The 25,263-nt window shown below is 66.5% G+C and carries 24 protein-coding genes; 10 read left to right on the top strand and 14 right to left on the bottom strand.

Translation table 11 applies throughout. From position 1 onward, the window contains the following. Window positions 1–16 precede the first annotated feature (16 nt). Genes ACOJTB_RS05165 through ACOJTB_RS05155 form a run of 3 tightly spaced genes read left to right on the top strand, consistent with a single transcriptional unit; the run spans window position 17 to window position 2,975 of the window. Entirely contained in the window at window positions 17–1,099 is a 1,083-nt protein-coding gene (locus tag ACOJTB_RS05165) for an extracellular solute-binding protein (RefSeq protein ID WP_420101451.1), read from the top strand. A gap of 5 nt (window positions 1,100–1,104) precedes the next feature. After that, window positions 1,105–2,217, top strand: a complete 1,113-nt coding sequence (locus ACOJTB_RS05160; protein WP_420101450.1) for an ABC transporter ATP-binding protein — start codon at window positions 1,105–1,107, stop codon at window positions 2,215–2,217. Further along, window positions 2,217–2,975: a maleate cis-trans isomerase family protein gene (locus ACOJTB_RS05155; RefSeq protein ID WP_420101449.1), complete on the top strand. Its 759-nt coding sequence runs from the start codon at window positions 2,217–2,219 to the stop codon at window positions 2,973–2,975. Before ACOJTB_RS05160 ends, ACOJTB_RS05155 begins: the two co-directional genes overlap by 1 nt. A gap of 390 nt (window positions 2,976–3,365) precedes the next feature. On the opposite strand, the gene ACOJTB_RS05150 is transcribed toward ACOJTB_RS05155, so the two are convergent. After that, the gene (locus tag ACOJTB_RS05150; protein WP_420101448.1) at window positions 3,366–4,115 is read right to left on the bottom strand and encodes an SDR family oxidoreductase; all 750 of its coding nucleotides are present in this window, start codon (window positions 4,113–4,115) and stop codon (window positions 3,366–3,368) included. Between the two features lie 95 nt (window positions 4,116–4,210). Here ACOJTB_RS05150 and ACOJTB_RS05145 point away from each other — a divergent pair, with 95 nt between their 5' ends. After that, complete coding sequence (locus ACOJTB_RS05145) at window positions 4,211–5,107, top strand: AraC family transcriptional regulator (protein WP_420101447.1); 897 nt, start codon at window positions 4,211–4,213, stop codon at window positions 5,105–5,107. 203 nt (window positions 5,108–5,310) lie between these two features. On the opposite strand, the gene ACOJTB_RS05140 is transcribed toward ACOJTB_RS05145, so the two are convergent. The 5 genes from ACOJTB_RS05140 to coxB form a co-directional block, all read right to left on the bottom strand. Next, window positions 5,311–6,159: a formate/nitrite transporter family protein gene (locus ACOJTB_RS05140; protein WP_420101446.1), complete on the bottom strand. Its 849-nt coding sequence runs from the start codon at window positions 6,157–6,159 to the stop codon at window positions 5,311–5,313. Further along, window positions 6,156–8,438, bottom strand: a complete 2,283-nt coding sequence (locus tag ACOJTB_RS05135) for an FdhF/YdeP family oxidoreductase (protein ID WP_420101445.1) — start codon at window positions 8,436–8,438, stop codon at window positions 6,156–6,158. Before ACOJTB_RS05135 ends, ACOJTB_RS05140 begins: the two co-directional genes overlap by 4 nt. A gap of 97 nt (window positions 8,439–8,535) precedes the next feature. Further along, window positions 8,536–8,862, bottom strand: coding sequence for a hypothetical protein (locus ACOJTB_RS05130; RefSeq protein WP_420101444.1), 327 nt, complete (start codon window positions 8,860–8,862; stop codon window positions 8,536–8,538). Then, window positions 8,850–11,351 carry a cytochrome c oxidase subunit I gene (gene ctaD, locus ACOJTB_RS05125; RefSeq protein ID WP_420101443.1) on the bottom strand — a complete coding sequence of 834 codons (2,502 nt, stop codon included), beginning with the start codon at window positions 11,349–11,351 and terminating at the stop codon, window positions 8,850–8,852. Before ctaD ends, ACOJTB_RS05130 begins: the two co-directional genes overlap by 13 nt. Further along, window positions 11,348–11,953 (bottom strand): cytochrome c oxidase subunit II, encoded by a 606-nt coding sequence (gene coxB, locus ACOJTB_RS05120; protein ID WP_420101442.1) that lies wholly within the window; start codon window positions 11,951–11,953, stop codon window positions 11,348–11,350. The genes ctaD and coxB overlap by 4 nt, the downstream gene beginning before the upstream one ends. Before the next feature lie 60 nt (window positions 11,954–12,013). On the opposite strand from coxB, the gene ACOJTB_RS05115 reads away from it, so the two are divergent. Further along, entirely contained in the window at window positions 12,014–12,526 is a 513-nt protein-coding gene (locus tag ACOJTB_RS05115; RefSeq protein ID WP_420101441.1) for a DUF2231 domain-containing protein, read from the top strand. Here the strand turns inward: ACOJTB_RS05115 and ACOJTB_RS05110 are convergent. From ACOJTB_RS05110 to dapA, 8 genes are all read right to left on the bottom strand, one after another. Continuing rightward, window positions 12,493–12,987: a CopD family protein gene (locus tag ACOJTB_RS05110; RefSeq protein ID WP_420101440.1), complete on the bottom strand. Its 495-nt coding sequence runs from the start codon at window positions 12,985–12,987 to the stop codon at window positions 12,493–12,495. The two genes, ACOJTB_RS05115 and ACOJTB_RS05110, sit on opposite strands and share 34 nt — an antisense overlap. Next, window positions 12,984–13,658: a cytochrome c oxidase assembly protein gene (locus ACOJTB_RS05105; protein ID WP_420101439.1), complete on the bottom strand. Its 675-nt coding sequence runs from the start codon at window positions 13,656–13,658 to the stop codon at window positions 12,984–12,986. The genes ACOJTB_RS05110 and ACOJTB_RS05105 overlap by 4 nt, the downstream gene beginning before the upstream one ends. Window positions 13,659–14,268: 610 nt before the next feature. Then, a complete protein-coding gene (locus tag ACOJTB_RS05100; RefSeq protein WP_420101438.1) occupies window positions 14,269–15,426 on the bottom strand; it encodes an alpha-hydroxy acid oxidase in 1,158 nt (385 codons plus the stop codon). A gap of 12 nt (window positions 15,427–15,438) precedes the next feature. Beyond that, window positions 15,439–16,200, bottom strand: a complete 762-nt coding sequence (locus ACOJTB_RS05095; RefSeq protein WP_420101437.1) for an amino acid ABC transporter ATP-binding protein — start codon at window positions 16,198–16,200, stop codon at window positions 15,439–15,441. Between the two features lie 10 nt (window positions 16,201–16,210). Continuing rightward, window positions 16,211–16,876, bottom strand: a complete 666-nt coding sequence (locus tag ACOJTB_RS05090; RefSeq protein ID WP_420101436.1) for an amino acid ABC transporter permease — start codon at window positions 16,874–16,876, stop codon at window positions 16,211–16,213. 93 nt (window positions 16,877–16,969) lie between these two features. Next, window positions 16,970–17,818, bottom strand: a complete 849-nt coding sequence (locus ACOJTB_RS05085) for a transporter substrate-binding domain-containing protein (RefSeq protein ID WP_420101435.1) — start codon at window positions 17,816–17,818, stop codon at window positions 16,970–16,972. 122 nt (window positions 17,819–17,940) lie between these two features. Continuing rightward, the gene (locus tag ACOJTB_RS05080) at window positions 17,941–19,365 is read right to left on the bottom strand and encodes an FAD-binding oxidoreductase (RefSeq protein ID WP_420101434.1); all 1,425 of its coding nucleotides are present in this window, start codon (window positions 19,363–19,365) and stop codon (window positions 17,941–17,943) included. 10 nt (window positions 19,366–19,375) lie between these two features. Next, window positions 19,376–20,275 (bottom strand): 4-hydroxy-tetrahydrodipicolinate synthase, encoded by a 900-nt coding sequence (gene dapA, locus ACOJTB_RS05075; protein ID WP_420101433.1) that lies wholly within the window; start codon window positions 20,273–20,275, stop codon window positions 19,376–19,378. Window positions 20,276–20,426: 151 nt separating this feature from the next. On the opposite strand from dapA, the gene ACOJTB_RS05070 reads away from it, so the two are divergent. The 5 genes from ACOJTB_RS05070 (at window position 20,427) to ACOJTB_RS05050 (ending at window position 25,222) form a co-directional block, all read left to right on the top strand. Next, entirely contained in the window at window positions 20,427–21,155 is a 729-nt protein-coding gene (locus tag ACOJTB_RS05070; protein ID WP_420101432.1) for a helix-turn-helix domain-containing protein, read from the top strand. A gap of 122 nt (window positions 21,156–21,277) precedes the next feature. After that, on the top strand, window positions 21,278–22,438 hold the full coding sequence (locus ACOJTB_RS05065; RefSeq protein WP_420101431.1) for an ABC transporter ATP-binding protein: 1,161 nt from the start codon (window positions 21,278–21,280) through the stop codon (window positions 22,436–22,438). After that, window positions 22,435–23,319, top strand: a complete 885-nt coding sequence (locus ACOJTB_RS05060; RefSeq protein ID WP_420101430.1) for an ABC transporter permease — start codon at window positions 22,435–22,437, stop codon at window positions 23,317–23,319. Before ACOJTB_RS05065 ends, ACOJTB_RS05060 begins: the two co-directional genes overlap by 4 nt. Then, window positions 23,316–24,140 carry an ABC transporter permease gene (locus ACOJTB_RS05055; RefSeq protein WP_420101429.1) on the top strand — a complete coding sequence of 275 codons (825 nt, stop codon included), beginning with the start codon at window positions 23,316–23,318 and terminating at the stop codon, window positions 24,138–24,140. The genes ACOJTB_RS05060 and ACOJTB_RS05055 overlap by 4 nt, the downstream gene beginning before the upstream one ends. A 44-nt stretch (window positions 24,141–24,184) precedes the next feature. Next, window positions 24,185–25,222: an extracellular solute-binding protein gene (locus ACOJTB_RS05050; protein WP_420101428.1), complete on the top strand. Its 1,038-nt coding sequence runs from the start codon at window positions 24,185–24,187 to the stop codon at window positions 25,220–25,222. The last annotated feature ends 41 nt before the right edge of the window (window positions 25,223–25,263 follow it).

Here is a 25,263-nt window from a genome sequence, read left to right as displayed (position 1 = left end):
TCGCAAGGACATCGCCGTGACCCGGAACTCGACCACTGCACTCAGCCGCCGCACCTTGCTCAAGGCCGCGGCCGCCGGCATCGCCGCTCCGACCTTCTTCGTCAGGAATGCCTGGGCCGCCGGCCAGACCATGCAGATCGGCATCTGGGGCGGCACCCAGGGCGAGTTCATCCGCCGCAACGTGCTGCCGGCCTTCGAGAAGGAGTTCGACTGCAAGGTCGAGGCCCAGCAGGGCTCCACCCTCGGCCAGATCGGCCTGCTGCGGGCAGCCAAGGCCGCCCCGAAATTTACGGTGATGTTCATCGACGATCTCGGCGTCGAGATCGCCAAGCGCGAGGACCTGATCGCCGCGCTGCCCAAGGACAAGATGCCGAACCTCGGCAAGGTCTATCCGCGCTTCATCTACAATGACGGCTACGGCGTCGCGCTCGCCGTCTCCTCGGCCGGGCTGTTCTACAATCCGCAGGCGACCAAGCCGCTGGAGAGCTATGCCGAGCTGTGGAATCCGCGTTTCGCCCGGAAATTCTCGATGGTCGGCACCAAGACGACGCCCAGCGTCTTCATGGTCATTGCGGCGGCGGCCATCGCCACCGGCAAGCCCTACAAGGAAGCGCAATATCTTGCCGACGCGGCCTGGCCGAAACTCGCCGAACTCAAGCCCAATGTGCTGAACCTCTACAGCACAGATGATGCGGCGCTGCTGGTCGCGCAGGGCCAGGGATCGATCGGCGGGCCGGAATACTCGAAATACGTCTACCCCTACAAGATGAAGGGCGCGCCGATCGAGATGTGCTTCCCCAAGGAAGGAGCCTTCGCCGGCGTGAACTGCCAGGTTCTCGTGAAGAATGCGCCCGCTCAGGATCTGGGCGCCGCCTTCATGAATCGCATGCTCGACCCCGCCGTCCAGCAGGGGCTGGCCGAGGCCGCTCTCGCTGCCCCGGCCGTCAGTGGCCTGTCGTTCAAGCCGCAGATCGCGGGGCTGCTGGCCTATCCCGACAGCAAGATGGACGAGCTCGGCCTGTTCAGCCCGGACTGGGCACATGTGAACGCCGTGCGCTCGGACTGGATCGAGAAGCTCGGCCAGATCTTCACGGCCTGACGATCATGGCCGGGACACGCGCGCAACCGGCGGAGATCGCCGTCGAGGATCTCCGCAAGAGCTACGGCTCGATGCTCGCCGTCAAGGGCGCGAGCTTCACCATCGAGCCGGGCCATGTCCTGTCGCTGCTCGGCCCCTCCGGCTGCGGCAAGACCACGATCATGCGGATGATCGCGGGGCTGATCGAGCCCTCGGCCGGCGAGATCCGGATCGGCGGCCGTTCGATGACGGGCACGCCGGTCCACCGCCGCAACATCGGCATGCTCTTCCAGAACTACGCGCTGTTTCCGCATCTGAGCGTCGCCCGCAACCTCGCCTTCGGCCTCGAGATGCGGAAGGTCCCGCCGGCGGAGATCGCGAGGCGCGTCGCGGATAGCCTGACCATGGTGCAGATGAGCGCCTTCGCCGATCGGCTGCCGCACCAGCTCTCGGGTGGACAGCAGCAGCGGGTGGGGCTCGCACGGGCTCTGGTGGTCGAGCCCTCGGTCCTGCTGCTGGACGAACCCTTCGGAGCGCTCGACAAGAAGCTTCGCGAGAGCATGCAAGTCGAGATGCGCCAGCTCCAGAGGCAGCTCGGCATCACGACGCTGATGGTGACGCATGACCAGGACGAGGCGATGACCCTCTCCGACAGCATCGCCGTGATGAACAACGGCCGGATCGAGCAGATCGGGCCGCCGCGCGAAATCTACGAGCGGCCTGCGACGCGTTTCGTCGCGAGCTTCATCGGCACCTCCAACTTCTTCAGCGGGCCGGTGACGCGGCGGGAGGCCGGCGGCTATCTCGTCACGACGCAGGACGGGGTGAGGCTGTCGCTGGACGGCACGCCGCCGGCCGAGGGCCGGGCATTGATCGCGGTCAGGCCGGAATCGATCCGGATCGAGCCGCTCGGCGCGGCCGAAGGTTCGCCCGACAGCAGCCGAACCGTCGTCGAGCAGGTCATCTATCACGGCGCGAACACGCAGTTCCATCTGCGCCGACCGGGCGGAGAGCGGCTGGTTGCGGTGCGCCAGAACGATCTTGCCGATGCGATGAACACCGAGATCACCGCCGGCAGCGAGGTGCTCGCCCGCTGGGCCGGCGATCGCAATCGCCTGCTGCGCGACGAAGCGGTGTGATGGCGCACCCTCTCCCATCCCTGCGGCCGGAGTACCAGAAGGCGATCGGCGTGATCACGCCCTCGGCCAACCTTGTCGTGGAGCGTGTGACCACGGCGATTCTCTCCGATTTTCCGGAGGTCTCGGGGCACTTCTCCCGCACGCCGGTCTTCGGCAGCAAGGATCTCTTCCCGGACGACTACGACTGGGACGGCATGCTCGCAGCCGCGCGCCTGCTGGCGCATGCCAAGCCCGACATCATCGTCTGGAACGGCAGCAAGGGGGCCAATCTCGGCTTTCCCGCCGACGATGCACTCTGCGCCAGGATCACCGGCGAGTGCGGGATTCCGGCGACAACCTCGACGGTCGCCCTGCAGGCCGCTCTTCCGCATTTCGGTGCGAACCGCATCGCCGTGATCTCTCCTTATGGCCGGGCCTATCAAGAGCGGCTGCTCGGCCGTTTCCAGGCGGAGGGCCTGGCGATCGTGGCGGAGGCGCATGCGGATATCGCCGATAATCTCGACTTTGCCGCCATGCCGGACGAGGCCATTGCCGCGATGACGCGCCAGGTTGCCGCCTCACGGCCCGATGCGATCCTGAGCTGGTGCACCAACATGCCGGCGGCCTATGTCGTCGACGGGCTCGAGCGCGAATTGGGTATCCCTATCCTTGATTCCACGACGCTCGCGATCTGGCATGCCCTTTCCTCAATCGGCGCGCTCGATGGGCGAGGCCGACGATGGGGGCGTCTGTTCGACATCAGGAGCCGCGCTGGTTAAGCGCCTGAAGCCGGGCGATGATCGGCTGTTTCGCCGGCTCGCCAGGCGGTCTTGCCTGTTCATCCGCTCTGTTCAGCACCGCGATCCAAAGTGACTCGCGTTATGCTGACGCGCTCAAGCCAGTGTTTCACCACGAGGAGTGCTCCAACGGACGCCAGTGCCGTCCGTTGGCGCCCGCGATGAGCGACAGTTGGCTTGAGCCCGCGGGCGCCTTGCGATGTCCGCTTCTCGGCAGTCCTCGAACGGCAGCTGTCGACGCAGGTCGCCCATCACCTTTGAGCGAGGTGCGCGACTGGCGGAGCTTCCGACGTCTGCCTGCTGCCTTCCTCCGCCGACGGCCATAGCTGGCTGTCACGGCGCGCTGGCTTTCCGCTGTCGGCCCGAGAGCGCTCAGCGCGCGCTGGCCAATGCGATGGCGTCAGGCCCAGCTGGGAAACGCAGCCGACCCCCCCTGTCGTGAATGGCGGCCCACACGGCGTCCGCGACGTCCGATTCTGTGGTGGTCAACGCCGGCTTGGCGAAGGCCTCCATGATTGGATTCGCGAAGTCGGCATACTCGCCCGGGAGCAGTCGTTCGACGGGCACGATGGCATTCGCGCCGAACCGGGTAGTCGGTGCATAGCCCGGCTCGACCAGCTTCGCGGCGATATCGAAGTACGCAAGCTCATGGGCCAGCGACCCGGTAAATCCTTCGATCGCCTGCTTGCTTGCGGTGTACGCAGCTGCGAGCGGCAACGCGGCGAGCGTGACACTGGACGTGACGTTGACGATCACACCCGAACGGCGCGCCCGCATCTGAGGGATGACGGCCTGGCACATGGCCATGACGCCGATGGTGTTCGTCTCGATCAGCGCCCTGATCAGGGACATCGGCATCACTTCGAAGGCGCCGACCCCGCCGACCCCGGCATTGTTCACGAGAACATCGAGAGGGCCAGCGGCCTCGACCGCCTGGGCGATGCTCTCCTCCCGCGTCACATCGAGCGGGATTACGCGCAACCGGCTCGTATCGCCGTCGAAGCACGCCATCTCGGGGCGCCGCATCGTGGCGATGACGTTCCATCCGTTTGCCAGAAAGTGCTCCGCGATGGCCTTGCCATAGCCCGACGAGGTACCGGTGATGAGGATCGTCTTGGTCATTGCTTGTCTCCTGAACGGGGATGACGGACAGGTAGACAAGGCGTTCAGGACTATCCATAATTGCAAATCCGTGAATTGTTATCGATCGTCCAAGAATGGATCCCCTGAGCACGATCGTCTCGCTGCTGCGCCCAGCGGCGGCGATTTCGAAGCCGATTTCGGCCAAAGGTCGATGGGGCGTGCGTTACGACGCTTTCGACGCGCCAGGCTTCATGATCATCCTTGCAGGCGAAGCTCGTTTGGCGATCGATGGATGCGAACCGCTTCGGCTGTCTCGGGGCGACTTTCTCCTTCTACCCAAAACACCGGCGTTTACTCTCAGCAGCGGAGAGGGCGTATCTTGCGAGCCTGCCGCTCCTCTCAATGAAGCCGTTCGGCATGGCGAGCAGGATGGCGAGCCTGACTTCGTGGCCCTGGGAGGCAGCTTCACCTTCGAGCGGGTCAACAGCCCGCTCCTCTTGGTCTTGTTGCCCAAGCTGATCTTCATCCCTGCATCGGATGGTCGCTCGACGCGGTTCAGGCGGCTGATCGAGCTGCTCTCGGAGGAGTGCACGGCCGAGCATCCAGGCAAGGAAATGGTCATTCACCGCATGCTGGAGGTGCTGCTTGTCGAAGCGCTGCGCTGGCAGGGGGCGGACCGCCAAGTACCTGCAGGATTTCTTCGCGGCCAGCAGGACCCTGCGCTGGCCCGCGCCTTGAAAGCCATCCACGCCGATATTCGCGCCAATTGGACGGTAGCCGGCCTCGCCGGAGTTGCCGGTATGTCGAGATCGGCATTTTCCGCTCGTTTCAGCGAAGCTCTCGGATGCGCGCCGATCGAGTATGTGGCCCGCTGGCGCATGGCGATTGCGAAAGATGCCCTCGCGCAGGGCGCCAAGTCGCTCGAACGGATTGCAGACGACATCGGGTATGACTCGGCAAGCGCGTTCAGCACCGCGTTCCGAAGGCATAACGGATGCGCACCCGGACAATTTGCCCGCAGGCTGACCTGATAACCCCGATTCCGGCGCGAACTGATGGGCCACGGAGCAGTTCGCATGGTCCGGCAAGGAATGTCCGCTTTTTTTGGCAGTCATCCGATGTCCGCGGTGGCGCCTCGCGGTGCGTGTAGATCGCAACGATAGACCCCGATCGGCACGTTCCCCGAGGCTGGAATGAGCTCCATCGTCAGCTTGGCCTTAGGAACGGGGATCGTTCAGGTTTGGCCCTGACCGGGCGCTGACTCAGATGTGGCGGCCCGCTCTCCAAAGGCAGCGAGGTAACTCGCCGCGATGACTGCGCCGCCCACGATGTTGCCCAGCGTGGCGGGAAGGAGATTGCCGACGATGGCGGCTGTCGTGATCGCGGGCTCCCCCGGCGATGGAACTGCCTGGACCAGCCAAGCATAGGGCAGCAGAAACATATTGGCGACGGAGTGCTCGAGCCCCGCTGCCACGAAGGCAGCCACCGGCAGGACGAGGCCGGCAAGTTTCTCCGTGACCGTCTCTCCAGCATAGGCGCACCACACGGCGAGGCAAACCAGCATGTTCGCCAGGACGCCGCTCGCGAGCGTGGCGAGGAAGCCCGCCTCGGTCTTTCCCCTTGCGAGATCGACAGCGGCGCGACCGACCGCCCCGCCGCGCGCCTCGTGAAGGCCGGCAGCATAGGCCAGGGCGGCCAGCATCAGCGAGCCGGCGAGATTGGCGAGATAGACAATGGCAAGAGCCCTGAATGCCCGCGGCATCGCGATCCGCCCTGCCATTGCGCCCGCGATCATCATCGTGTTGCCGGTGAACAGCTCAGCCCCGGCGATGATCACAAGGCCCAGCCCCGTTGCGAAGACGAGCCCGGCGATGATCTGGGCGAAGCCGTAAGGCAAGGACTCCGCGCCGGTCAGTGCGATGATGGCGAACAGGCCGCCGAAGCCGATATAGGCGCCGGCGAGCAGCCCCAGCACGATCATCGCGCGCAAGGGCAGTTCGGATTTTTGGGCCAAGGCATCGAACACCTTGTCCTTCAGCTCCGGGGGCGCCGGGACGCCGGGGGCGGGGCGCGCGCCGCTCATTCCGCAGAGATCCGGACGGGGATCGATTTCGCGGCCGGCGTCTTGCTCTCCTCGGCGAACTGCCAGAGCGGCAGGAGCGCGTTGCATTCCGGGAAATACGCGGCACAGGTGCCGGCGGGGATGTCGTAATCGACGACCTCGAACCCGCCCATCGAGCGCAGCATGCCGTCATCGACGGCGGTCGTCAGCCGCGCCCTGCCCTTTTCGGCGATACCGAACCGGATACGATCGTCTGCATTCATCATCACGACCATCCGAGAGCCGTGAATGCCCCGCAGGCGGTCGTCATAGCCATAGACGGTGGTGTTGAACTGGTCGTTCGAGCGCAAGGTGATGAGCCGCAGCACGGTATGGTCCCGGCCGTCGTCGAAACTGGCGGAAAGGCCCTTGGGCAGCTTGAAATTCGCCTTGCCGCTCTCGGTCTCCCAGCGCCGGTCCCGCGCCGCGACGGGCCGCGGAAAACCACCGGGCGTGTCGAGCCGCTCGTTGAACCGTTCGAACTGGTCCGGATAGGTGGCCTCGATCGCGTCGCGGATCTTTCCGTAATCGGCGACCCACTCGTCCCAGGGCACGTGCGGATTGGGAGGGAGCGTCGCCTTGGCGAGTTCGGCCACGATACGCGGCTCGGAAAGCAGCGTATTGGCGGCCGGCTTCCATTTGCCCCGCGAAGCGTGGATGCAGGTGGTGGAATCCTCGATCGTCACGATCTGCGGGCCGCTCGCCTGGCTGTCGATCTCGGAGCGCACCAGGGTGGGCAGCAGGTAGCTGGTCCGGCCCGTGATCAGATGGCAGCGATTGAGCTTGGTGGCGATCTGGACCGAGAGGTCGATGCCGCCCCATTTCGCTTCCATCAGCTCGCGCTCCGGCACGGCCCGCACGAAATTGCCGCCGAGCCCGATGAAGGCGCGGATTTCGCCGGCGACGATCGCCTCGCAGGCCTCGACCGTCGCCAACCCGTCCTCACGCGGCGGCTCGAAACGGTACTGCCGCGCCAACCGGTCGAGGGGAACCAGTTCGGCCTTCTCCGCGATGCCGACGGTGCGCTGCCCCTGGACGTTGGAATGCCCGCGCACGGGGCAGATTCCGGCGCCGGGCTTGCCGATCTGCCCCCGCATCAGCAGCAGGTTCACCAGCATCTGGACGCTGTCGACGCCGAGCCGGTGCTGCGTCAGCCCCATGCCATAGATGGCGATGGCGGCCGTCGCCCTGGCATAGGTCGCGGCGGCGGCCTCCATCGCGGCGCGCGGCAGGCCGGAGGCCGCGATGATCTCGTCCCAGCCCGTCTCGCGCAGCCTCGCCTCGAAGGCCGGGAAATCCTGCGTGTGCTCGGCGATGAAGGCCTCGTCCAGCACCCGCGCGCCCCCGGCTGCCTTGGCCGCGTCGTCGAGCGCGAGCAGCACCTTGCCGATGCCCATCATGGCGGCGATGTCGCCGCCGGCCCGCGGCTGGTGATACTGGGTCGCGATCCGCGTCGGGGCGTTGGTGAGCATCTGCCCAGGGCGCTGCGGGTTGACGAACTCCTCCCAGCCGCGCTCGCGCAGCGGATTGAAGACGATGATCGGCACGTCGCGCTCACGCACCTCCTGCAGCGTATGCAGCAGCCGCGGTGAATTGGTGCCGACATTCTGCCCGAAGGAGAGGATGCAGTCCGTCGTGGCGAAATCGTCGAGCAGCACGGTTCCGACCGGCGTCCCGATGCTCTGCGGCAGCGCCACTGAGGTGGTTTCATGGCACATGTTCGAGCTGTCGGGCAGGTTGTTGTGCCCATAGAGCCGCGCGAAGAGCTGATACATGTAGGAGGTTTCGAGAGAGGCCCGGCCAGAGGCGTAGAACACCGTCGACTTGGGATCGTACCCCTTCAGCTTCGCCCCGATATCGACGAAGGCCTCCGCCCAGGACACTTCGACATAGCGATCCGAGGCGCGGTCGTAGCGCATCGGATGGGTCAGCCGCCCGGCGTTCTCGAGGTCGTAATCCGACCAGCCGAGCAGTTCGGTGACGCTGTGGCGGGCAAAGAAGTCGGGCGTGGTGCGACGCGCCGTCAGATCCCAGAAGGTCGCCTTGGCGCCGTTCTCGCAGAATTCGCCCAGATGTGCCTTGCGCGGCTTGGTCCAGGCGCAGCTCGTGCAGGCATAGCCGCCCAGCTTGTTGTGGTCCTTCAGCAGCCCCGGGGCCGTGTGGAGGGCATTCTGGCCCAGGACATGCCGGCCGAGCGACTTCACCGAGCCCCATCCGCCGGTTGGTTGCAGATAGGGCTTGTAGCGCGCGCGACGGGCCATCCATGTCCTCCTTCGTTCCTCACGAGACCCAATCGGTGCCGGCGGGGATGGTTCCGAGCCGCGATCAGGGGTCGCAAACGGACCCGAAGGCTGCGCTTCAGAGGCAGTGCGCCGGCAGCAGGACGGGCGCGCCGGTCACGACGAGCCCCATGAGACCGGCCCAGCCGCCGACGAGCCCGGCCGCCCCCAGGGCCGGCTCGACGCCCTCGGCGCGGAGCCGTATCGCCCGGCGCAGGGACAACGCGCCGAGCGCGAGACACATCAACCAGAGCGGAACGAGCGCCGCGTTGAGCAGCGTGAACGGGCCGAGCACAGAACGTTCGCCCCAGCCGAGCCCGCAGCCAAGGCCATGGACGGCGTAGAGCAGGTTGAAGCCCACGGCCCAGAGCAGCAGCCCGGCGAGGATCGGCCTCACCACCGCCATGACGCCCCCGCCGGCAAGGCGATGGCCGCCAGCGACACGATCATCGCCAGGGCACCGTAATCGAGCCAGAGCCGCAGCACACGGGGCTCGAGCAGGCGGACGCGCGAGACGTAGCCTTGGGCCAGCCGCTGGCTGACGAAGACCATCATCCCAAGAGCCAGGGCGCCATGCACCCCGCCATAGATGAGCAGCACCCAGACCACGGCGCCATAGGCATGCGCTCGCGGGCTCGGCAGTCCGAGCCATCCGAAGGCGCCGAGAGCCAGCAGCGCGAGCGAAAGGGCGACCGCCGCGGCAGCATAGGCGGCTCGTGCCCGGCGCGGCCGCTCTGCCCTGACCGCCGCCAGCGCCGCGCGATCGGCGAGGAGGGCGGCGGACACGCCCGCCAGCACGAGGACCCCGGCGACCAGCGAAGGCTGCGCCGCCACGGGCGGCGGCCAGGCCGAGCCGACGGTTGCGAGGAAGGCGTAGCCGAAGAGCAGCGAGGCGAAGAAAGTCGCGTCCGTCACCAGAGCGAAGACGCTCCCCCACCAGCCCGGCGCCTCCGGCGATTCATGATGCGGCGGGGCCTGTTCGCCGCGCCCGACCGGCAGGGCCCCGAGATCGGCCCGCGCGCCGAGTCCCGCCGCCCAGCGCCAGACCAGCAGAACGAGGCCTGCCAGCGCGAGCGGCGCGCCCCAGTAATAGCCGGAGAGCAGCGACAGGAAGAAACAGCCGGCGACGGCGGCGGTCACGATCGGCAGCCATGAATTGCCGGGCAGGATCACGATCTCGCTGATCCTGCCCGAGACGAGCTCCACCCCGATCGTCTCGCGCAGGCCGTCGCGGTCCCGTCCAAGATAGCCCTCGCCCTGGGCGAGGCTGCGCGCGAGCGCATGGCGCCGGTCGAGCGGATCGCGGCTTTCGACCAGCGGCAGGCTGGCGAGGTTATAGCTCGGCGCCGGAATCGGAAGCGCCCATTCCAGTGTCCCTGCCCGCCAGGGATTGCGCGTGGCGCGCCTGCCGAACGCGACGGCGAGCGCGACGTCGATGACGGTGATCGCAATGCCGAAGGCCATGACGAAGGACCCGAAGGAGGAGACGAGGTTCGGCCAGTCCCAGCCGAGCCCAGGCTCGTAGGTCGAGACCCGGCGCGGCATGCCGAGCAGACCGGTCAGATGCATCACCAGGAAGGTCAGATTGAAGCCGGAGAAGGTCAGCCAGAAGGCGAGTTTCCCGAGAAGCGGGTGGCTACGACGCGCGATCATCCTCGGCAGCCAATAATGCAGCCCCGCCAGCATCGGGAAGATGAAGCCGCCGATCAGCACGTAATGCAGATGGGCGGTGACGAAGGCAGTGTCGTGCACCTGCCAGTTCAGCGGCACCATGGCGAGCATCACGCCGGTCAGCCCCCCGATCAGGAAGTTGAAGAAGAAGCCGGCGATATAGAGCATCGGCAGGTGCAGCTGCGGCCGGCCCGACCACATCGTCGCGAGCCAGGCGAACAGCTGCACCACGGTGGGCACCGCCACCAGTGCCGACGCAGCCGAGAACAGGGAGAGCGCGAGATGGGGAATCCCGGTCGCGAACATGTGGTGGACCCAGAGCCCGAAGCTGAAGAAGCCGAGCACGAGGATCGAACCCACGATCCAGCCATAGCCGACCAGCGGATGGCGGACCATGACCGGTAGAACCGTCGAGACGACGCCGGCCGCGGGCAGAAAGATGATATAGACCTCCGGATGGCCGAACAGCCAGAACAGGTGCTGCCAGAGCAGCGGATGGCCGCCGCGCGCCGGGTCGAAGAACGGCCAGTCGAAGGCGCGCTCCACTTCGAGCAAGGTCGAGGCCAGGATCAGGGGCGGAAAGCCCACCACCATCATCAGCGCCGTGACGAGGATGTACCAGGCGAAGATCGGCATCTTGCCGAGCGACATGCCCGGCGCGCGCAGCTTCAGCACGGTGACGGTGATCTCGATCGAGGCGCAGACCGCCGAGATCTCGACGAAGGTGACGCCGAGCAGCCAGACATCGGCATTGATCCCGGGCGTGTAGGTCCGTGACGCCAGCGGCGTATACATGAACCAGCCGCCATCCGGCGCCAGCCCCAACGCCATCGCCGCGAGCAGGATCAGGCCGCCGAAGAGATAGCACCACCAGCCAAATCCGGAGAGGCGCGGAAAGGCGAGGTCGCGCGAGCCCAGCAGCTTCGGCAGCATGTACATCGCCAGCCCCTCGAAGAAGGGGATCGCGAACATGAACATCATCAGGCTGCCATGCATGGTGAAGATCTGGTTGTAGATCTCCGGCCCGACGAAGGCCGAGCGCGGCGTCGCCAGTTGCGCCCGGATCAGCATGGCGAGCACGCCGCCAATGGCGAAGTAGACACAAGCCGCGACCATGAAGCGGATGCCGAGATCGCTGTGGTTGACGCTGGTCAGCACGCCGCGCCAGCCGCGCGGGACACCCCAGATCGCATCGAGCTCGCCATGCAGCTTGATCGCGCTCATGGCGTTCCACCCTGCTCGATCTGCGCCCAGGCGGCCGAGTCATGGGCCACGACGGTGAAGCCCATCTGCGTGTGGCCGGTGCCGCAGAACTCGGCGCAGACGCCGCCATAACGCCCCGGCGCGTCGGCGCGCAGAAGGATGCGGTTGCGGCTGCCGGGAATGGCGTCGATCTTGCCGCCGAGCCGCGGCACCCAGAAGCTGTGTATGACATCGGCGCTGGTGACGAAGACCTCGACGCTGAGCCCCGCCGGGATATCGAGCACGTCGGGGCGCGTCACGGAACCTCCCGCGCCCTGGCGGGTAAACTCCCAGCGCCATTGCCGGGCCTGCGCCTCGACGCTCAGGGCCGGCACTTCGCGGGCGCCGGTGATGCGCTCGCCGAGCACGACCGCATAGACCGTGGCGACGCTCAGCAGGATCAGCGGAAAGACGAGCCCGCCACCGACGAGGAACAGGCGCAGCGACGGCTCACGCCCGCGGCGGCGACGCCAGGCCAGAAGGAACAACCCGAAGATGACGACGAAGGACAGGATCGAGAGCCCGAGCAGCATGGCCATCAGCGTCAGGATGCTCTCCGCCGCCGGGCCGGCGGGATCGAGCACCGAGAGCTTTCCGCTGCAGCCGCTTGCCGCGACGCCGGCCGCGAGACCGGGGGCGACCCGATGAGCCCCTCGCGTCCCGACAGCGACGAGGCGCTCGATCCGCTGCATGCTGAAAAGGTGCTGAGCGATACCGATACCCGCGTCGCCGTGGCGGGCCACCCGATCCATGCGATGCTGGTGGCGTTCCCCATCTCGCTGACGATGTGCACGCTGGGCGCCGACCTGTTCTACTGGTGGACCGGGGACGTGTTCTGGGCGCGCGCCGCGCTCTGGGCGATCGGGGCGGCCTTTCTGATCGGCCTGCTCGCGGGCCTCTCCGGCACCGTCGAACTGCTGATGGTGCCAGGCATCCGCACCCGCCCGCCGAGCTGGACGCATTTCGTCATCGCGGTTGCGCTGCTCAGCATGCTCGGCGCGAATTTCGGCCACCGGCTGGGCGGCTACGAGGAAGCCGTGCTGCCGTTCGGCATCCTGCTCTCGGTGCTGTGCGCCGGTTTCACCGGGCTGACGGGCTGGCATGGCGGAAAGCTCGTCTTCGACTACCGGCTCGGCGCCGGGGGCAGCAAAAGCTGACGGTTGAGGGGCTGGCGCAACCAGTCGGGCATCAGGTCGGCACCCAAATGCGGCTTGGCGAGCACGGTCACGAGGATGGCGGCCATGATCGCGAGCCCGGCGGCCAGCAGCAGAGGCGGCGGCACGGCAGGGCGGACATAGCCCTCCTCGCCCAGCCGCGCGACGCAATGACCGACATAGGTATGCAGCACGATCAGCCCGCCGATCAGCGTCAGCTTGGCGAACATCCAGGGCTCGAACAGCCAGCGGGCGAAGATTAGGCTCCCGCCCGCGAGCGTGGCGAGGACGGCTGCCGGGCTGACGCAGAAGTTATAGGCGAAATGCGCGAAGATTCGCATGCGCGCCGCCTCGCCGGCCCGCACGGGATTGTCGGCGCGCGCCAGCAGCAGCGGCAGGATCAGGAGACCGCCACACCAGAGCAGGAGGGTGGCAATGTGAAGGAATTTGAGCCAGGCGATCATTCGAGCACCGTCCGGTCAAGCCGCCGGACTGCCAGCAGGGCATAGGCCCCATAGATGAAGAAGGCGGGGACCCACATCAGCAGCCCGGCCAGTTGCTGATCGGTCAGTGGATCGAGCCCCCAGGGCAGGGACGCCAGCCCGTGCACCTCATAGAGGGGCTTGGGCGCGAGCGTCAGCAGCGCTCCCAGGAGCCCCATCTGCCCGGCCCCCGCAGCGATCGCCATCAGCGCCGTCAAGGGCGACGTTCGCGGTGACATCACCGCGCGCCAGAACCAGACGAAGCTGACGAGCAAGGCCAGCTGTAGTGTCCAGTAGAGCAGATTGCTTCCGAAGACGGCCGTGTAGAGCGTCGGCCAATGCCAGAGCCACAGCACGGCCGTCGATGCGGCCAGCGCGGCCAAAGCCGACGGCGCCTGCAGCGCAGGCAACGCATATGCGATCATCGGGGCTGCGATCGCCACGAGCGTCAGATGATGGAAGCCGCGTGCTGCAAACAGGGCGGAAGCCAGCGCGCAGAGCGGCGAGATGAAGATGACGGCCAGGACGCCCATGGCCGCGAGCCACGCCCGCCGGCGTGAACGGATCAGACCTCCGCCGGCAAGACATGCGGCGGCGAGGATGATCATCAGAAGAGGGTCGAGATTCCAGCTGCCGGTGATGTTCGACGGCACCGGTGCGATCCCGCAATACGGTATGACGCTTTGGTCTGGCACTCGAAATCCGCCCCCCGGGACCATGCCCGGCCCGCATCAGGCGGCGAGCCATCCATGGGCCTACGCTTGCGGGCTTCATTTGTTCCGAGATCCGTCAAGGCCCGTCCGATGCGTTCGGCTGCCACTGCGAACCTGGCCTCTGCGGCTACTGTCGCCTCGAGGTGCGACGGCTGGGTTTCCGAACGCGCACACCGCGAACCCGTATTCTGCGGCAGGCTCTAAAATCATTGCAGTGTTCGTCTCTCCTGCACACAGGGGCAGCGATCCCCGATGTCTCATGGACCCCAGGACGGAGGCAGCCTCTCGAAACGTTGTCAGCGCCGTTCGGCGGTGGACGCTGAAATGGCGAATGTACGGTCTCGACCATGACGAACGGTCATTGAAGCCCAGGCCCATCCCGATGGTCCGATGAGCGATCAGGCCCCGGCGCGCGAGGCCGAAAAGGCTGCAGCCGTGGAGTTGGTGGCGCATCCCGGCCTGTCCCTCCACGCAGGCCAGATCTCCGAGTCGGGCCATCGACGGCGGCCGTCAGTCGGAACCTGTCACGTGAATATCTCGAGCCTTCAGCTCAAGAGAGGGTTTCGCGCAGTCGCGACACTTCGGGAGTGCCCAGGAACCCCATCGTGGTCCGCAGCTCAGACGACAGAACGTCGATCACGCGCGAGGCTCCCTCGCTGCCTCCAATCGCAAGGCCGAACAAGGGAGCGCGGCCGATCATGACGCCGTTGGCCCCCAAGGCCATGAAGCGCGCGATGTCTGCCCCGCGCCTGACGCCGCTATCGGCCAAGATTTCGACGCGCCCTCCGACGGCCTCCGCGATGCCCGGCAGAATTTGCGTCGGCCCGAGGGCGCAATCGAGATTGCGGGCTCCGTGATTGGAGACGACGATCGCATCGCAGCCGTGCTCGGCGGCCATCCGCGCATCGTCCACACGCAAAATGCCCTTGAGCACGAGTTTCCCGCGCCAATGTCGCCGCAGCAAAGCGATATCCTGCCAAGTCACGTCCCGTGCGAGCGCCACCTCATCCGAGAGCGCATCGCGACCGAGCTTCGAGCGGAACGCCTCCGGATAATGCGCATAGCTCGGCACGCCGCCGTTCATCACGGCCTTCAGCATCACGCCGGTCGCCCAGCGCGGATGCAAGGCAACGTCGAGCCCTGCCCGCCAGGACGCCCTCAACGGAATGCCGAAGCCGTTGCGAAGATTGTATTCGCGGTTGGGGGTGACGGCCGTATCGACCGTCAGCACCAGGGTCTCAGCGCCTGCCGCCCAGGCCCTGTCGAGCAGGCCGAGCATGCGCTGCCGGTTCTTCCACACATAGAGCTGGAACCAGAGCCGCGCACCCGATTCCGCGATGCGCTCGATCGGCGTGATCGACTGCGTCGAGACACAGAAGGGGATGCCGGCCTTTGCGGCCGCCTGCGCCAGCGCGATCTCGCCATCATGCCACAGCAGGCCCGCGACCGCCGTCGGCGCGACCACGAGGGGAAGCGGCTGCTCGTGTCCTAGGATGCTGGCGCGGGTCGAGATGTCGGACACATCGACGAGGACCTTCGGCGCCAGCCTGACAGCATCGAGTTCCTTCCGGTTCAGCGTGATCCCCGTCTCGTCCTCGCTGCCGCGGTCGACATAGGCGAAGAGCCCTTTGGGGAGCCGCCGAGCCGCAGCGCGACGTGCATCGGCGACATTGAGAATGTGGGCGAAAGCGGGCCGTACTGCCGGCATCGTCGAAACGTCTCAGCCGCGGTTGTGGAAGTGGCTGAGGAAAGCCCGGGTCGCCTCCTGCTTCGGCGCGCCGATGACCTCGCGCGCCGGCCCTTCCTCGACGATGACGCCATCGCGCATGAACAGAACGCGATCGGCGACCTCACGCGCGAAGCCGATCTCATGGGTGACGATGATCATGGTCATGCCCTCGGCCGCGAGATTGCGCATCACACCAAGGACCTCGCCGACCAGTTCTGGGTCGAGCGCCGATGTCGCCTCGTCGAAGAGCATCACCTCCGGCTCCATCGCCAGGGCGCGTGCAATGGCAACCCGCTGCTTCTGGCCGCCGGACAGCCTGTTGGGGAACACCTCGGCCTTGTCGCTCAGTCCGACCTTCGCAAGAAGCTTCCGGGCCAACTCCTCGGCCTTTGCCTTCGCCATGCCCTTCACCGAGACGGGGCCTTCCATGACGTTCTGAACGACCGTCATATGCGGGAACAGATTGAAGTGCTGGAAAACCATGCCGGTATTGGAGCGAAAGCGCGCCTGCTCCTTCGTGCCCGGCATCTTCGAAGAATCGCCGAAGGCGAAGCTGTCATCGCCGATGCGGATCTTGCCGCCATCGGGCATCACCAGCAGGTTGAGACAGCGCAGCAGCGTCGACTTGCCGGAGCCGGACGGGCCGATCAGAGCCACCACCTGGCCTGGCTCGACGGCGACGTTGATGTCGCGCAGCACGGTCAGCGCGCCGAAGCTCTTGCGCAGTCCGGAGACCTCGATCTTGTAGCTCATCGCGGCCTCCTCAATTGCTCTGCGCCAGGCGCTTTTCGGCGCGCTTGACGATGGCGGTGAGCGGCAGCAGCACGATCACGTAGATCGCGGCGACGACCGTATAGACCTCGAGCGCGCGATAGGTGTCCATCGCCGCGACCTGGCCCTGATAGAGCAGGTCCGGCACGGCCAGCACCGAGACGAGCGAAGTGTTCTTGAACTGGATGATCGACTGGTTCATCAGCGGCGGGATCATCCGCTTGATCGCCTGCGGGAGCACGATGCGGCGCATCACCTTGGCCGGCGTCATGCCCAGCGCCATGCCGGCCTCCGACTGGCCGGGATCGATCGAGACGATGCCGCCGCGGATGATCTCGGCATAGAACGAGCCGCCGTAAAGCGTCAGCGTCACGATGGATGCCGTCAGCGCATCGAGCTTGATGCCGGTGACGATCGGCAGCGCGTAGTAGAACCACAGCAGCAGCACGAGCAGCGGCGTCAGCCGGAACATCTCGATATAGGCCCAGGACGCCCAGCGCAGCACGGGCGAGCGCGAAAGTTGGGCGATGCCGGCAACGAGCCCGACCGCGAGCCCCAGCACGATCACCGCGATGGTGAGCCCGATGGTGACCGCCGTCCCGTTCAGCAGGATCCAGCGATAACCCCAGACGATGTCGAAGTTCCAAGTGTAGGACATGCCGAACCCTGCCGCCGGACATGCGGCGCTGCGGAGGAAGCGTGAGAGCCGGTCGGCCCCCCGCGCACGGCGCGGAGGGCCGTCCCGGCGACGTCAGAGCGTGATGCCGGCCGGAATATCTTCCGGCTTCACGCCGACCTGCTCAAGGCTCTCGACCACGGCGCTGCGCACCAGGCCGAGGCCGCGGGCATAGCCGATCCAGGTGTTGACGAAGAACAGCCAGGTCTTGTCGGCCTCGCGGCGGACGGCGGCATTGGAGGTCGAGCCGAAGAAGGGCTGCGGCACGATGACCTTGCCGAGGCTGGGGTCGGCCTTCACGGCGCGCACGCCGCCCATCCAGAAGATGCACTGCGCATCGACGCGGCCGGTCTTCAGCGCCAGCATCGCCTCGTTGATGGTCTTGAAGCGGGTGATCTGGGCCTTGGGGCAGAGCAGAGTCGCGATCTGATCGTGCGCCGAGCCGAGATCGACCGAGATCTTGACCTCGGGCTTGTTCATGTCGGCCCAGCTCTTGGGCTCGAAGCCGGGCTTGCCGATGACGACGAGCGCGCTGTCATAGGCCGGGTTGGAGAAATCCACCGCCATGGCCCGCTTCGGCGTCGGGTTCAAGCCGAACATGATGTCGATCTTGTCGGACTGGAGATCGAGCACGGCGTTGCCCCAGGTGGTCTCGACGAGTTCGAGCTCGACATCCATGTCCTTCGCCAGCGCGGAGCCGATCGTGTAGAAATGGCCGCCCCATTTGCCGGTGGCAGCGTCCTTGACGAACCAAGGCGCGCTCGACGTCACGGCGCCGAGGCGCATCTTCTTGTTGGCGATAATGCGGTCGAAGGTGTTCTGCCCCTGGGCCTGTGCCTTCGCACCGCCGGAGGCGAGAGTGAGCGCACCGGCGGCCGCCGCGCCGACGCCGATGAGGCCTGCCAGATCCCTGCGTGTCGTCATTGGTCTTCTCCCGTATGCGGAGCGCGCCCCGTCTTGATTTGGTGAGGCAGGCACCCGCTTCCCCGGCGGATGTCCATCACCGGCCCCTCCTCACCCAAGGAGCCGACTGGTTTCTTGGGGCGCTATCCCGCTTTTGCGAGGAGCACGCCCGGATTCATCAGGTTCTGCGGGTCGAACAGCTCCTTGACCTTGATCATCAGCTCGTAGCGAAGCGGATCGGCGAGGCGTTCGAGCTCTTCCGTCAGCTTGCGGCCGACGCCGTGCTCGGCGCTGAACGTGCCGCCGAAGCGGGCCGCGACATCGTGGATCGCCCGCTCGACCGTGAGGGCGAACGCTTCCGGGTCCGGGAGCGTCGCCCAGTACTCATGGCTGAACATCAGGATGTAATGGACATTGCCGTCGCCGAGGTGGCAGACCACCTCGCTATAGGCCTGCGGGAAGAGCTCCGCGGCGGCCTCGTCGGCGGCCGCGATGAAGGGCGCGACGTCGGAGGAACGCACCGCGACATCATGCGTGATGCTCATCCCCTCCTTCTTGTTGGCTTCAGAGACCGAATGGCGGATGTGCCAGAAATCGGCGGCCTGCTGCTGGGACGAAGCGATGACCGCATCGAGCAGTTCCCCGCGCTCCAGAGCCCCGCCGAGCACCTCTTCGAGAAGGTCGCCGAGGGCGGTCGTCGCGTCCTCGCTGCCGAGTTCGATGAGCACCGACCAGGCCGGGATTTCGGCAAAGGGGAAGCGGGCGCGCTCCGCGTGCTTGCGTACCAGCTCAAACTGCGAGCGCGAGACGAGTTCGAAGGCCTGTATGGCGGAGCCGGCGCGGTCCTGCATCGCGGCGAACAGCGCGACAGCGTCGTCAGGCTTCGCCGCAGCGACCCAGGCATGAGCCGTGTTCGGAACCTGCGGGTGCAGGCGAAGCGCAGCGCCCGTGACGATGCCCAGCGAGCCTTCCGCGCCGATGAAGAGATGGCGCAGCATGTAGCCGGTATTGTCCTTGCGCAGCGCCGCGAGGTCGTTCAGCACGCGGCCATCGGCGAGCACCACTTCCAGCCCGGCGACGAGATCGCGCATCGGTCCGTAGCGCACGACGCCGGTGCCGCCGGCATTGGTCGAGATCAGCCCGCCGATCTGGGCGCTGCCTTCGCTGCCGAGATGGAGCGGGAACTGGCGGCCCGCCTCCACGGCGGCCGCATGGAGATCCCCGAGCACGACACCGGCATCGACGGTGGCGATCCCCGAGGCGCGATCGATGTCGCGGATTCGGTTCATCCGTCGCAACGAGAGCATGATGCCGGGTCGGTCGGGCCGGTCGCTGATCGGCACCGCCCCGAAGCACAGTCCGGTATTGCCGCCGACCGGGAAGACCGGCTGGCCTTCCGCCGCACAGAGCGCGACGACGGCCGAAACCTCGGCGGTCGAGGCCGGCTGGACCACGGCGAGCGCCGTGCCCCGCAGCCTCTGGCGCCAATCCACCAGATACGGCTCCATGCCGGCCGGATCGGTGATCAGCCCCTTCTCGCCGACGATGCCGCGAAGTGCGTCGAGCACGGCCGGTCCCTCAGGCGAGGCTGATGGCTTTGGCCTGCGCGGCGGCAGCCTTGAGGCCGGCGAGCGTCTTCTCGCTCGGGCCCGTCAGCGGCAACCGCACCCCGCCGACCGGCATGCCGGCCAGCGCCATGTATTCCTTCAGCGGGCCGGGATTGGTCTCGACATAGATCGAATCGATCACCGGATCGACCTTGTCCTGCAGCTTCAGCGCCTCCTTGAGCCTGCCCTGCCGGGCGAGCTCGAAGATCTCGATCCAGATCTTCGGGTAGATCGTGGCCGAGGCCAGCACGCCGCCGCGGGCGCCGAGCGCGATATGCGTCGCGAAAAGCGGCTCCTCGCCGGACAGGATCGCGATCTTGTCGCCGGCATATTTCACCGTCCGGATGAAGTCCGGCATGTCGTAGGAGGAGTACTTCATGCCGATGATCGAGCCGTCCTCGGCCATCGCCTGGACCGTGTCGGCGAAGGCCGCGACCGTCGTGCGGCGCGGGATCTGGTAGAGCATGACCGGCAGGTCGAGCGCGTCGCGATAGCGCCGGAAATAGGCCCGCATGCCGTCCTGCGTGCCGGGGGCGTAATAGGGCGTCACCGTCATGACCGCGGCGGCGCCGGCCGCCGCGAAATCGCGGCCTGCCTCCAGCGCGTCTTCGAAACCGGTCGAGAGCACGCCCGGGATCACCGGCTTGCCGTTCGCCGCCTCGACGCAGGCCGCCACGATCGTCTTGCGCTCCTGCCGGGAAAACGCCGGGTATTCGCCCGTTCCGCCGATCGGCACGATGCCCGCCGCCCCTGCGTCGAGCTGGAAGCGCACGAGCTTCTGCAGGCCGGCGACATCGACCGCGCCATCGCCGGTCAGAGGGGTGACGATGGCCGTGTAGAGGCCGTTCAGCTGGTCGTGCGTGAGTGTCATGAAAGCCATCCCTGCCGCCGCGGCACCGTCACGCCCGGCCCCTCGCCGAGCATGCGCGGTTCATTGCCGGCGCATCATTGGGCATGGAGCCTCTTGCACATCCCGAGAGCTGTCAACACAAAACTACATAAATGTCGTATCGGAAAAATCCTTGATCCAAACGCTGTCCACCTCCTTTCCAATGCTCGGGCGCAGGATTAAGACGGAGCGACGCGAACCACTGCGGCGGAGGGGCGGCATGCCGGAACTGTCTTGGGCCGAGCAAGGCGATACGATCGAACCGCCGGAGGTTCCCCGCCCCGCCGATGACATGAGGGCCGTCAACATCGGCGCCCGATTGCTCAAGCTGCGCAAGGGGCGGCGCCTGACGCTTCAGGATGTCAGCGCCCTGACCGGCGTTTCGGCGTCGGCCTTCTCCAAGATCGAACGCAACGAGCTGTCGCCGACGATTTCGACCATGCAGCGCATCGCCCATGGGCTCGATGTAGAGCTGGCGACGCTGGTTTCCTCCGATGAGGACAGCAATTCACCCGGTTTTCCGGGGCGCCGCAGCATCAGCCGCGCCGGCAGCGGCAGCAAGCACGCGACCGGGACGTGCAACAACGTGCTGCTCTGCGCCGACCTTAAAAACAAGCGCGCGACCCCCATCCTGACGACCGTGACGGCGCGCTCACCGGACGAGTACGCAAGCTGGGCGAAGTCGGAAGCCGAGATCTTCGTGATGGTCCTGGAGGGAACGCTCGTCGTCCACAGCCGGCTCTACGAGCCGCTCGAGCTCAGCAAGGGCGATTCCGTCTATTACGACGCGACGACCGAGCACACCTGGACCTCCAAGGGGCCGACCAATGCCGTGGTGTTGTGGGTGCTGGTCGACCTCTGAGGAAGGACGGCCGCTCGGCAACCCTCCCGCCGATTTCTACTTTCCGAAAAAAATGTCGTTTCGGAATTTTTTCGTTGCCAACGAAAAAACTCTCGGTCTAGCCTCTCGTCCAGAGAGGGACCATGACGACACAGACGCCAAAGGCGCAGTCATCCGTCACCGCGAGCGAGCCGGGGCTTCGGCTGCGCGGCGTCAGCAAGTCGTTCGGCAGCGTCGTCGCGCTGCAGCCCACGTCCTTCGACGTTCCGGCCGGCACGCTCTGTGCGCTTCTCGGTCCGTCCGGCTGCGGCAAGACGACGACCCTGCGCATCGTCGCCGGTTTCGAGCTGCCGGATGAAGGCCAGGTCCTGATCCGGGGCGAAGACCGAACCTACGACCCGCCGCAGCGGCGCAGGCTCGGCATGGTCTTCCAGAATTACAGCCTGTTCCCGCACATGACGGTGGCGCAGAACGTCGCATTCGGCCTGCGTATGGCCCGAGTGAACCGGGCCGAGACCGAGGCCCGCACGCGCCGCATGCTCGACATCGTTCATCTTCCGCAGCATGCCGACCGCTTTCCGCATCAATTGTCGGGCGGTCAACAGCAGCGCGTCGCGCTCGCCCGCTCGCTGGTCACGGAGCCCTCGATGCTGCTCCTGGATGAGCCGCTCGGTGCGCTCGATAAAAATCTGCGTGAGCAGATGCAGTTCGAGATCCGCCAGCTCCAGCGCGAGATCGGCATCACCACGCTCCTGGTCACCCATGATCAGGAGGAGGCCCTGACCATGAGCGACATGATCGTCGTCATGGACAAGGGCAGGATCCTTCAGGCCGGCTCGCCCACGGAGGTCTACGAGCATCCCCGCACCCGCTTCGTCTCCGAGTTCCTCGGGACGTCGAACATATTGGCCTGCACCGTTGCCGGCACCGAGTCGGGCGGCCTGCGGCTACGCCTGCCGGGCGACGACCGCTCTCGGGGTTTCGTCGTCACCGACACCGCTCCGCGCCCCGCCGGCAGCACGGCGCTCGTCGCCATCAGGCCCGAGCATCTGCGGATCGAGCCTGCCGCGGAAGCCTCCATCGGGGAGCCGCGGGCGGTCGTCGTCGGGCACGTCTTCCGCGGGGCCACCCATGTCTTCCGGCTCACCCGGCCGGGTCTCGAGAGGCCGCTAATCGCCTATCGCCAGATCACCGGGCCGGTGGGCGAAACGGCGCTGCCGGTCGGCGCAGAGGTTGCCCTGTCGTGGGAGCCGGGCTCCGCGCGGCTGCTCGAGGACGAGCCGCTGCGGGAGGAAGCCGCGTGAGCTCCGTCGCGGCAGCGCCCGGTCGTCAGCGTCGCCGGGTCTCCGCGCGCGGAGCCGGCCTCTGGCCGGTTCTTCCCGCCGTGATCTTCCTTCTGCTGTTCTTCCTGCTGCCGCTGGCCGAGAACGGACTACAGAGCCTCTCCGTGCCGGATGCAGCCGGCAAGCCCGTCTTCTCGCTCGGTTATTATGCGCGCCTGTTCACGGACACTTATTATCTCGGCGTTCTGTTCCGGACGATCTGGGTCAGTCTGCTCGCCACATTGATCTGCATCGTGATCGGCTATCCGGTCGCCTATTTCATGGTCCGCCATGGCGGGCGCTGGAACGGGGTGATGATCTTCCTGCTGGTCGCGCCGCTGCTGACCTCGATCATCATGCGCACCTTCGGCTGGAACGTGATCCTCGCCCGAAACGGCGTGCTCAACAGCACGCTGATGTCGCTGGGCGTGATCGAGCGGCCCTTGCGGCTTCTGCAGGACCCTTCGGCCGTCATCATCGGCTTGGTGCATGTGCTGGTACCGTTCATGGTGATCTCGATCGCAGCGGTGCTGAAAGGCGTCGACACGCGCCTGGAGGAGGCTGCCGAGCTGCTCGGCGCCAGCCGCTGGCGGACCTTCCGCGAGATCACCCTGCCGCTCAGCCTCGACGGCATCGCAACCGGCGCCATCGTCGTCTTCATGCTGGCCAATGGCAGCTTCCTGACGATGCTCCTGCTTGGCGGCGGCAGCGTCGTTACCCTTCCGCTGCTGATCTACCAGCAGTTCCTGCTGGTCCAGAACCTCGGCTTCGCCGCGGCGATGGGCAATGTCCTGCTGGTGCTCGCCGTCATCTCGCTCTTCCTCCAGCTGCGCCTGATCCGGCGAGACGGAGCCGCGTCATGAGCGCCGCCGCATCCTGGCGCAGGCTGGAAAGGCGGCTGCCGACGCTGCTGCTGCTCGCCTTCGTCCTGATCTTCTTCGCCTTCCTTCTCGCGCCGATCGTCTTCGTGGTGCTGGTCTCCTTCGCGGATTCGGAGATCATCGCCTTCCCGGTCTCGTCCTTTTCGCTGCGCTGGTATCATCGGCTGCTGGAATACCGGCCCCTGCTCGACTCGCTCTGGTTCAGCCTGAAGCTCGCCGGCGCTTCGGCGGTGCTCGCGGCGATCTTCGGCGTGCCGGCGGCGCTGGCACTGGCACGAAGCCGATCGGGTCTCGCCGACCTCACCTCGACCTTCCTGCTCGCGCCGCTGTCGATCCCGATGATCCTTCTCGGCATCGCGCTGCTTTACAAGCTCTCGGCGATCGGGCTCGGCATCTCCTTCGCCTCGCTGCTGATCGCGCACACAGTGGTGTCGATCCCCTATGTCGTACGGACCGTCGTGGCGGTCTATCGCGGCATCGGCCGGAACTACGAGGAGGCGGCCGCCATCCTCGGCGCCTCGCGCCGGCAGATCTTCACCTATGTGACGCTCCCCCTGATCGCCTCCGGCATCTTCAGCGGCATGCTCTTCGCGGTGCTGATCTCGCTCGACAACCTGTCGCTCTCGCTCTTCTTCGGCAGCGCCCAGACCAACACCCTGCCGGTGGTGATGCTGAGCTATCTGCAGAACCAGTTCGATCCAGCCATCGCCGCCATCGGCACCGTCCAGATGGTGATCGCGCTCGTCGCGCTGCTGCTGATCGAGCGCACCGTCGGCCTGAAATTCATGAGTTCGCCGTCGTGACCACGCGGCAAGCCGGCCAAGATCCAACAAAGGGGAGAAGCATCATGAAGACGCCTGCCATCCACCGGCCCTTGCTCGCCGCAGCCGGCCTCGCCTTCGCCATCGCGGCGCCGGCTCGCGCCGCGGATCTCACCGTGACGGCTTTCGGCGGCGTCTGGGAGAAATCCCTGCGCAGCTGCTATGTCGAGCCCTTTCAGAAGAAGACCGGGAAGACCGTCGACGTGGTGCTCGGCACGCCGGCGCAATGGGTCAACCAGGTCGCGGCCAACCCGGCCAAGCCGCCGATCGACGTGTTCCTGACGCTGATCGACGGCGCCGAGGACGCAAAGGCCCGCGGACTCGTCGAGAGAATCGATGCAGCCAAGGTTCCGACCCTCGCCGATGTCCCTGAGCCGCTGAAACAGGTCGTCGGCGGCGACGCCGTCGTCCTGCACTACGGCGCGGCCGGGCTCGCCTACAACGAGGCCAAGATCAAGAATCCGCCCAAGAGCTGGGCGGAGTTCATCGAACGTTCGCAGAAGGGCGAGTGGCAGGCCGCGCTGCCCGGCATCAACGTCGCCAGCACGACGCCCACCGCCGTGATCTGGAATTTCAACGATGTGCTGGGCGGCAAGGTCGGCGACATCTCGCCGATGATCGCCAAGATGAAGGCGCTGCGCGACAGCGGCAACGTGATCTTCTGGAACGACGTCAACCAGTTCCTGACGCAGATGCAGTCGGGCGAAGCCGACATCGGCATCTATTGGGACGGCCGCGCCTGGGCGGCTCGCGACGGCGGCTTCAAGACGCTGAACTTCTATTACCCGGCGCCCGGCGGGGTGGTCAGCCCGACCGTCGTGCAGAAAGTCAGGAACGGCTCGCCCGCCGCCTGGGAGTTCATCGATTTCCTGTTCTCGCCGGAGCCCCAATCCTGCTGGGCCGCCGCGATCCAATATCCGGTCGCGAGCACCAAGGCGCAGTACAAGCCGGAGCAGAAGGCGCGCATGCCGAAGCTCGAGGACGTGCGCTGGCCACCCTTTGCCGAGATCCTGGCCGCGATGCCGAAATGGGTCGAGACCTGGAACAAAGAGATCGGCCGCTGAACGCCCGCGCCTGAGCAATCGCGGACGGCCGGTCGAGGCCG

Source organism: Allobosea sp., from assembly GCF_048595345.1.
In the GTDB taxonomy this organism is placed as follows: domain Bacteria; phylum Pseudomonadota; class Alphaproteobacteria; order Rhizobiales; family Beijerinckiaceae; genus Allobosea.
Note: the sequence above shows the minus strand (reverse complement) of the source record. Positions and strands in the feature narration are given on the sequence as shown.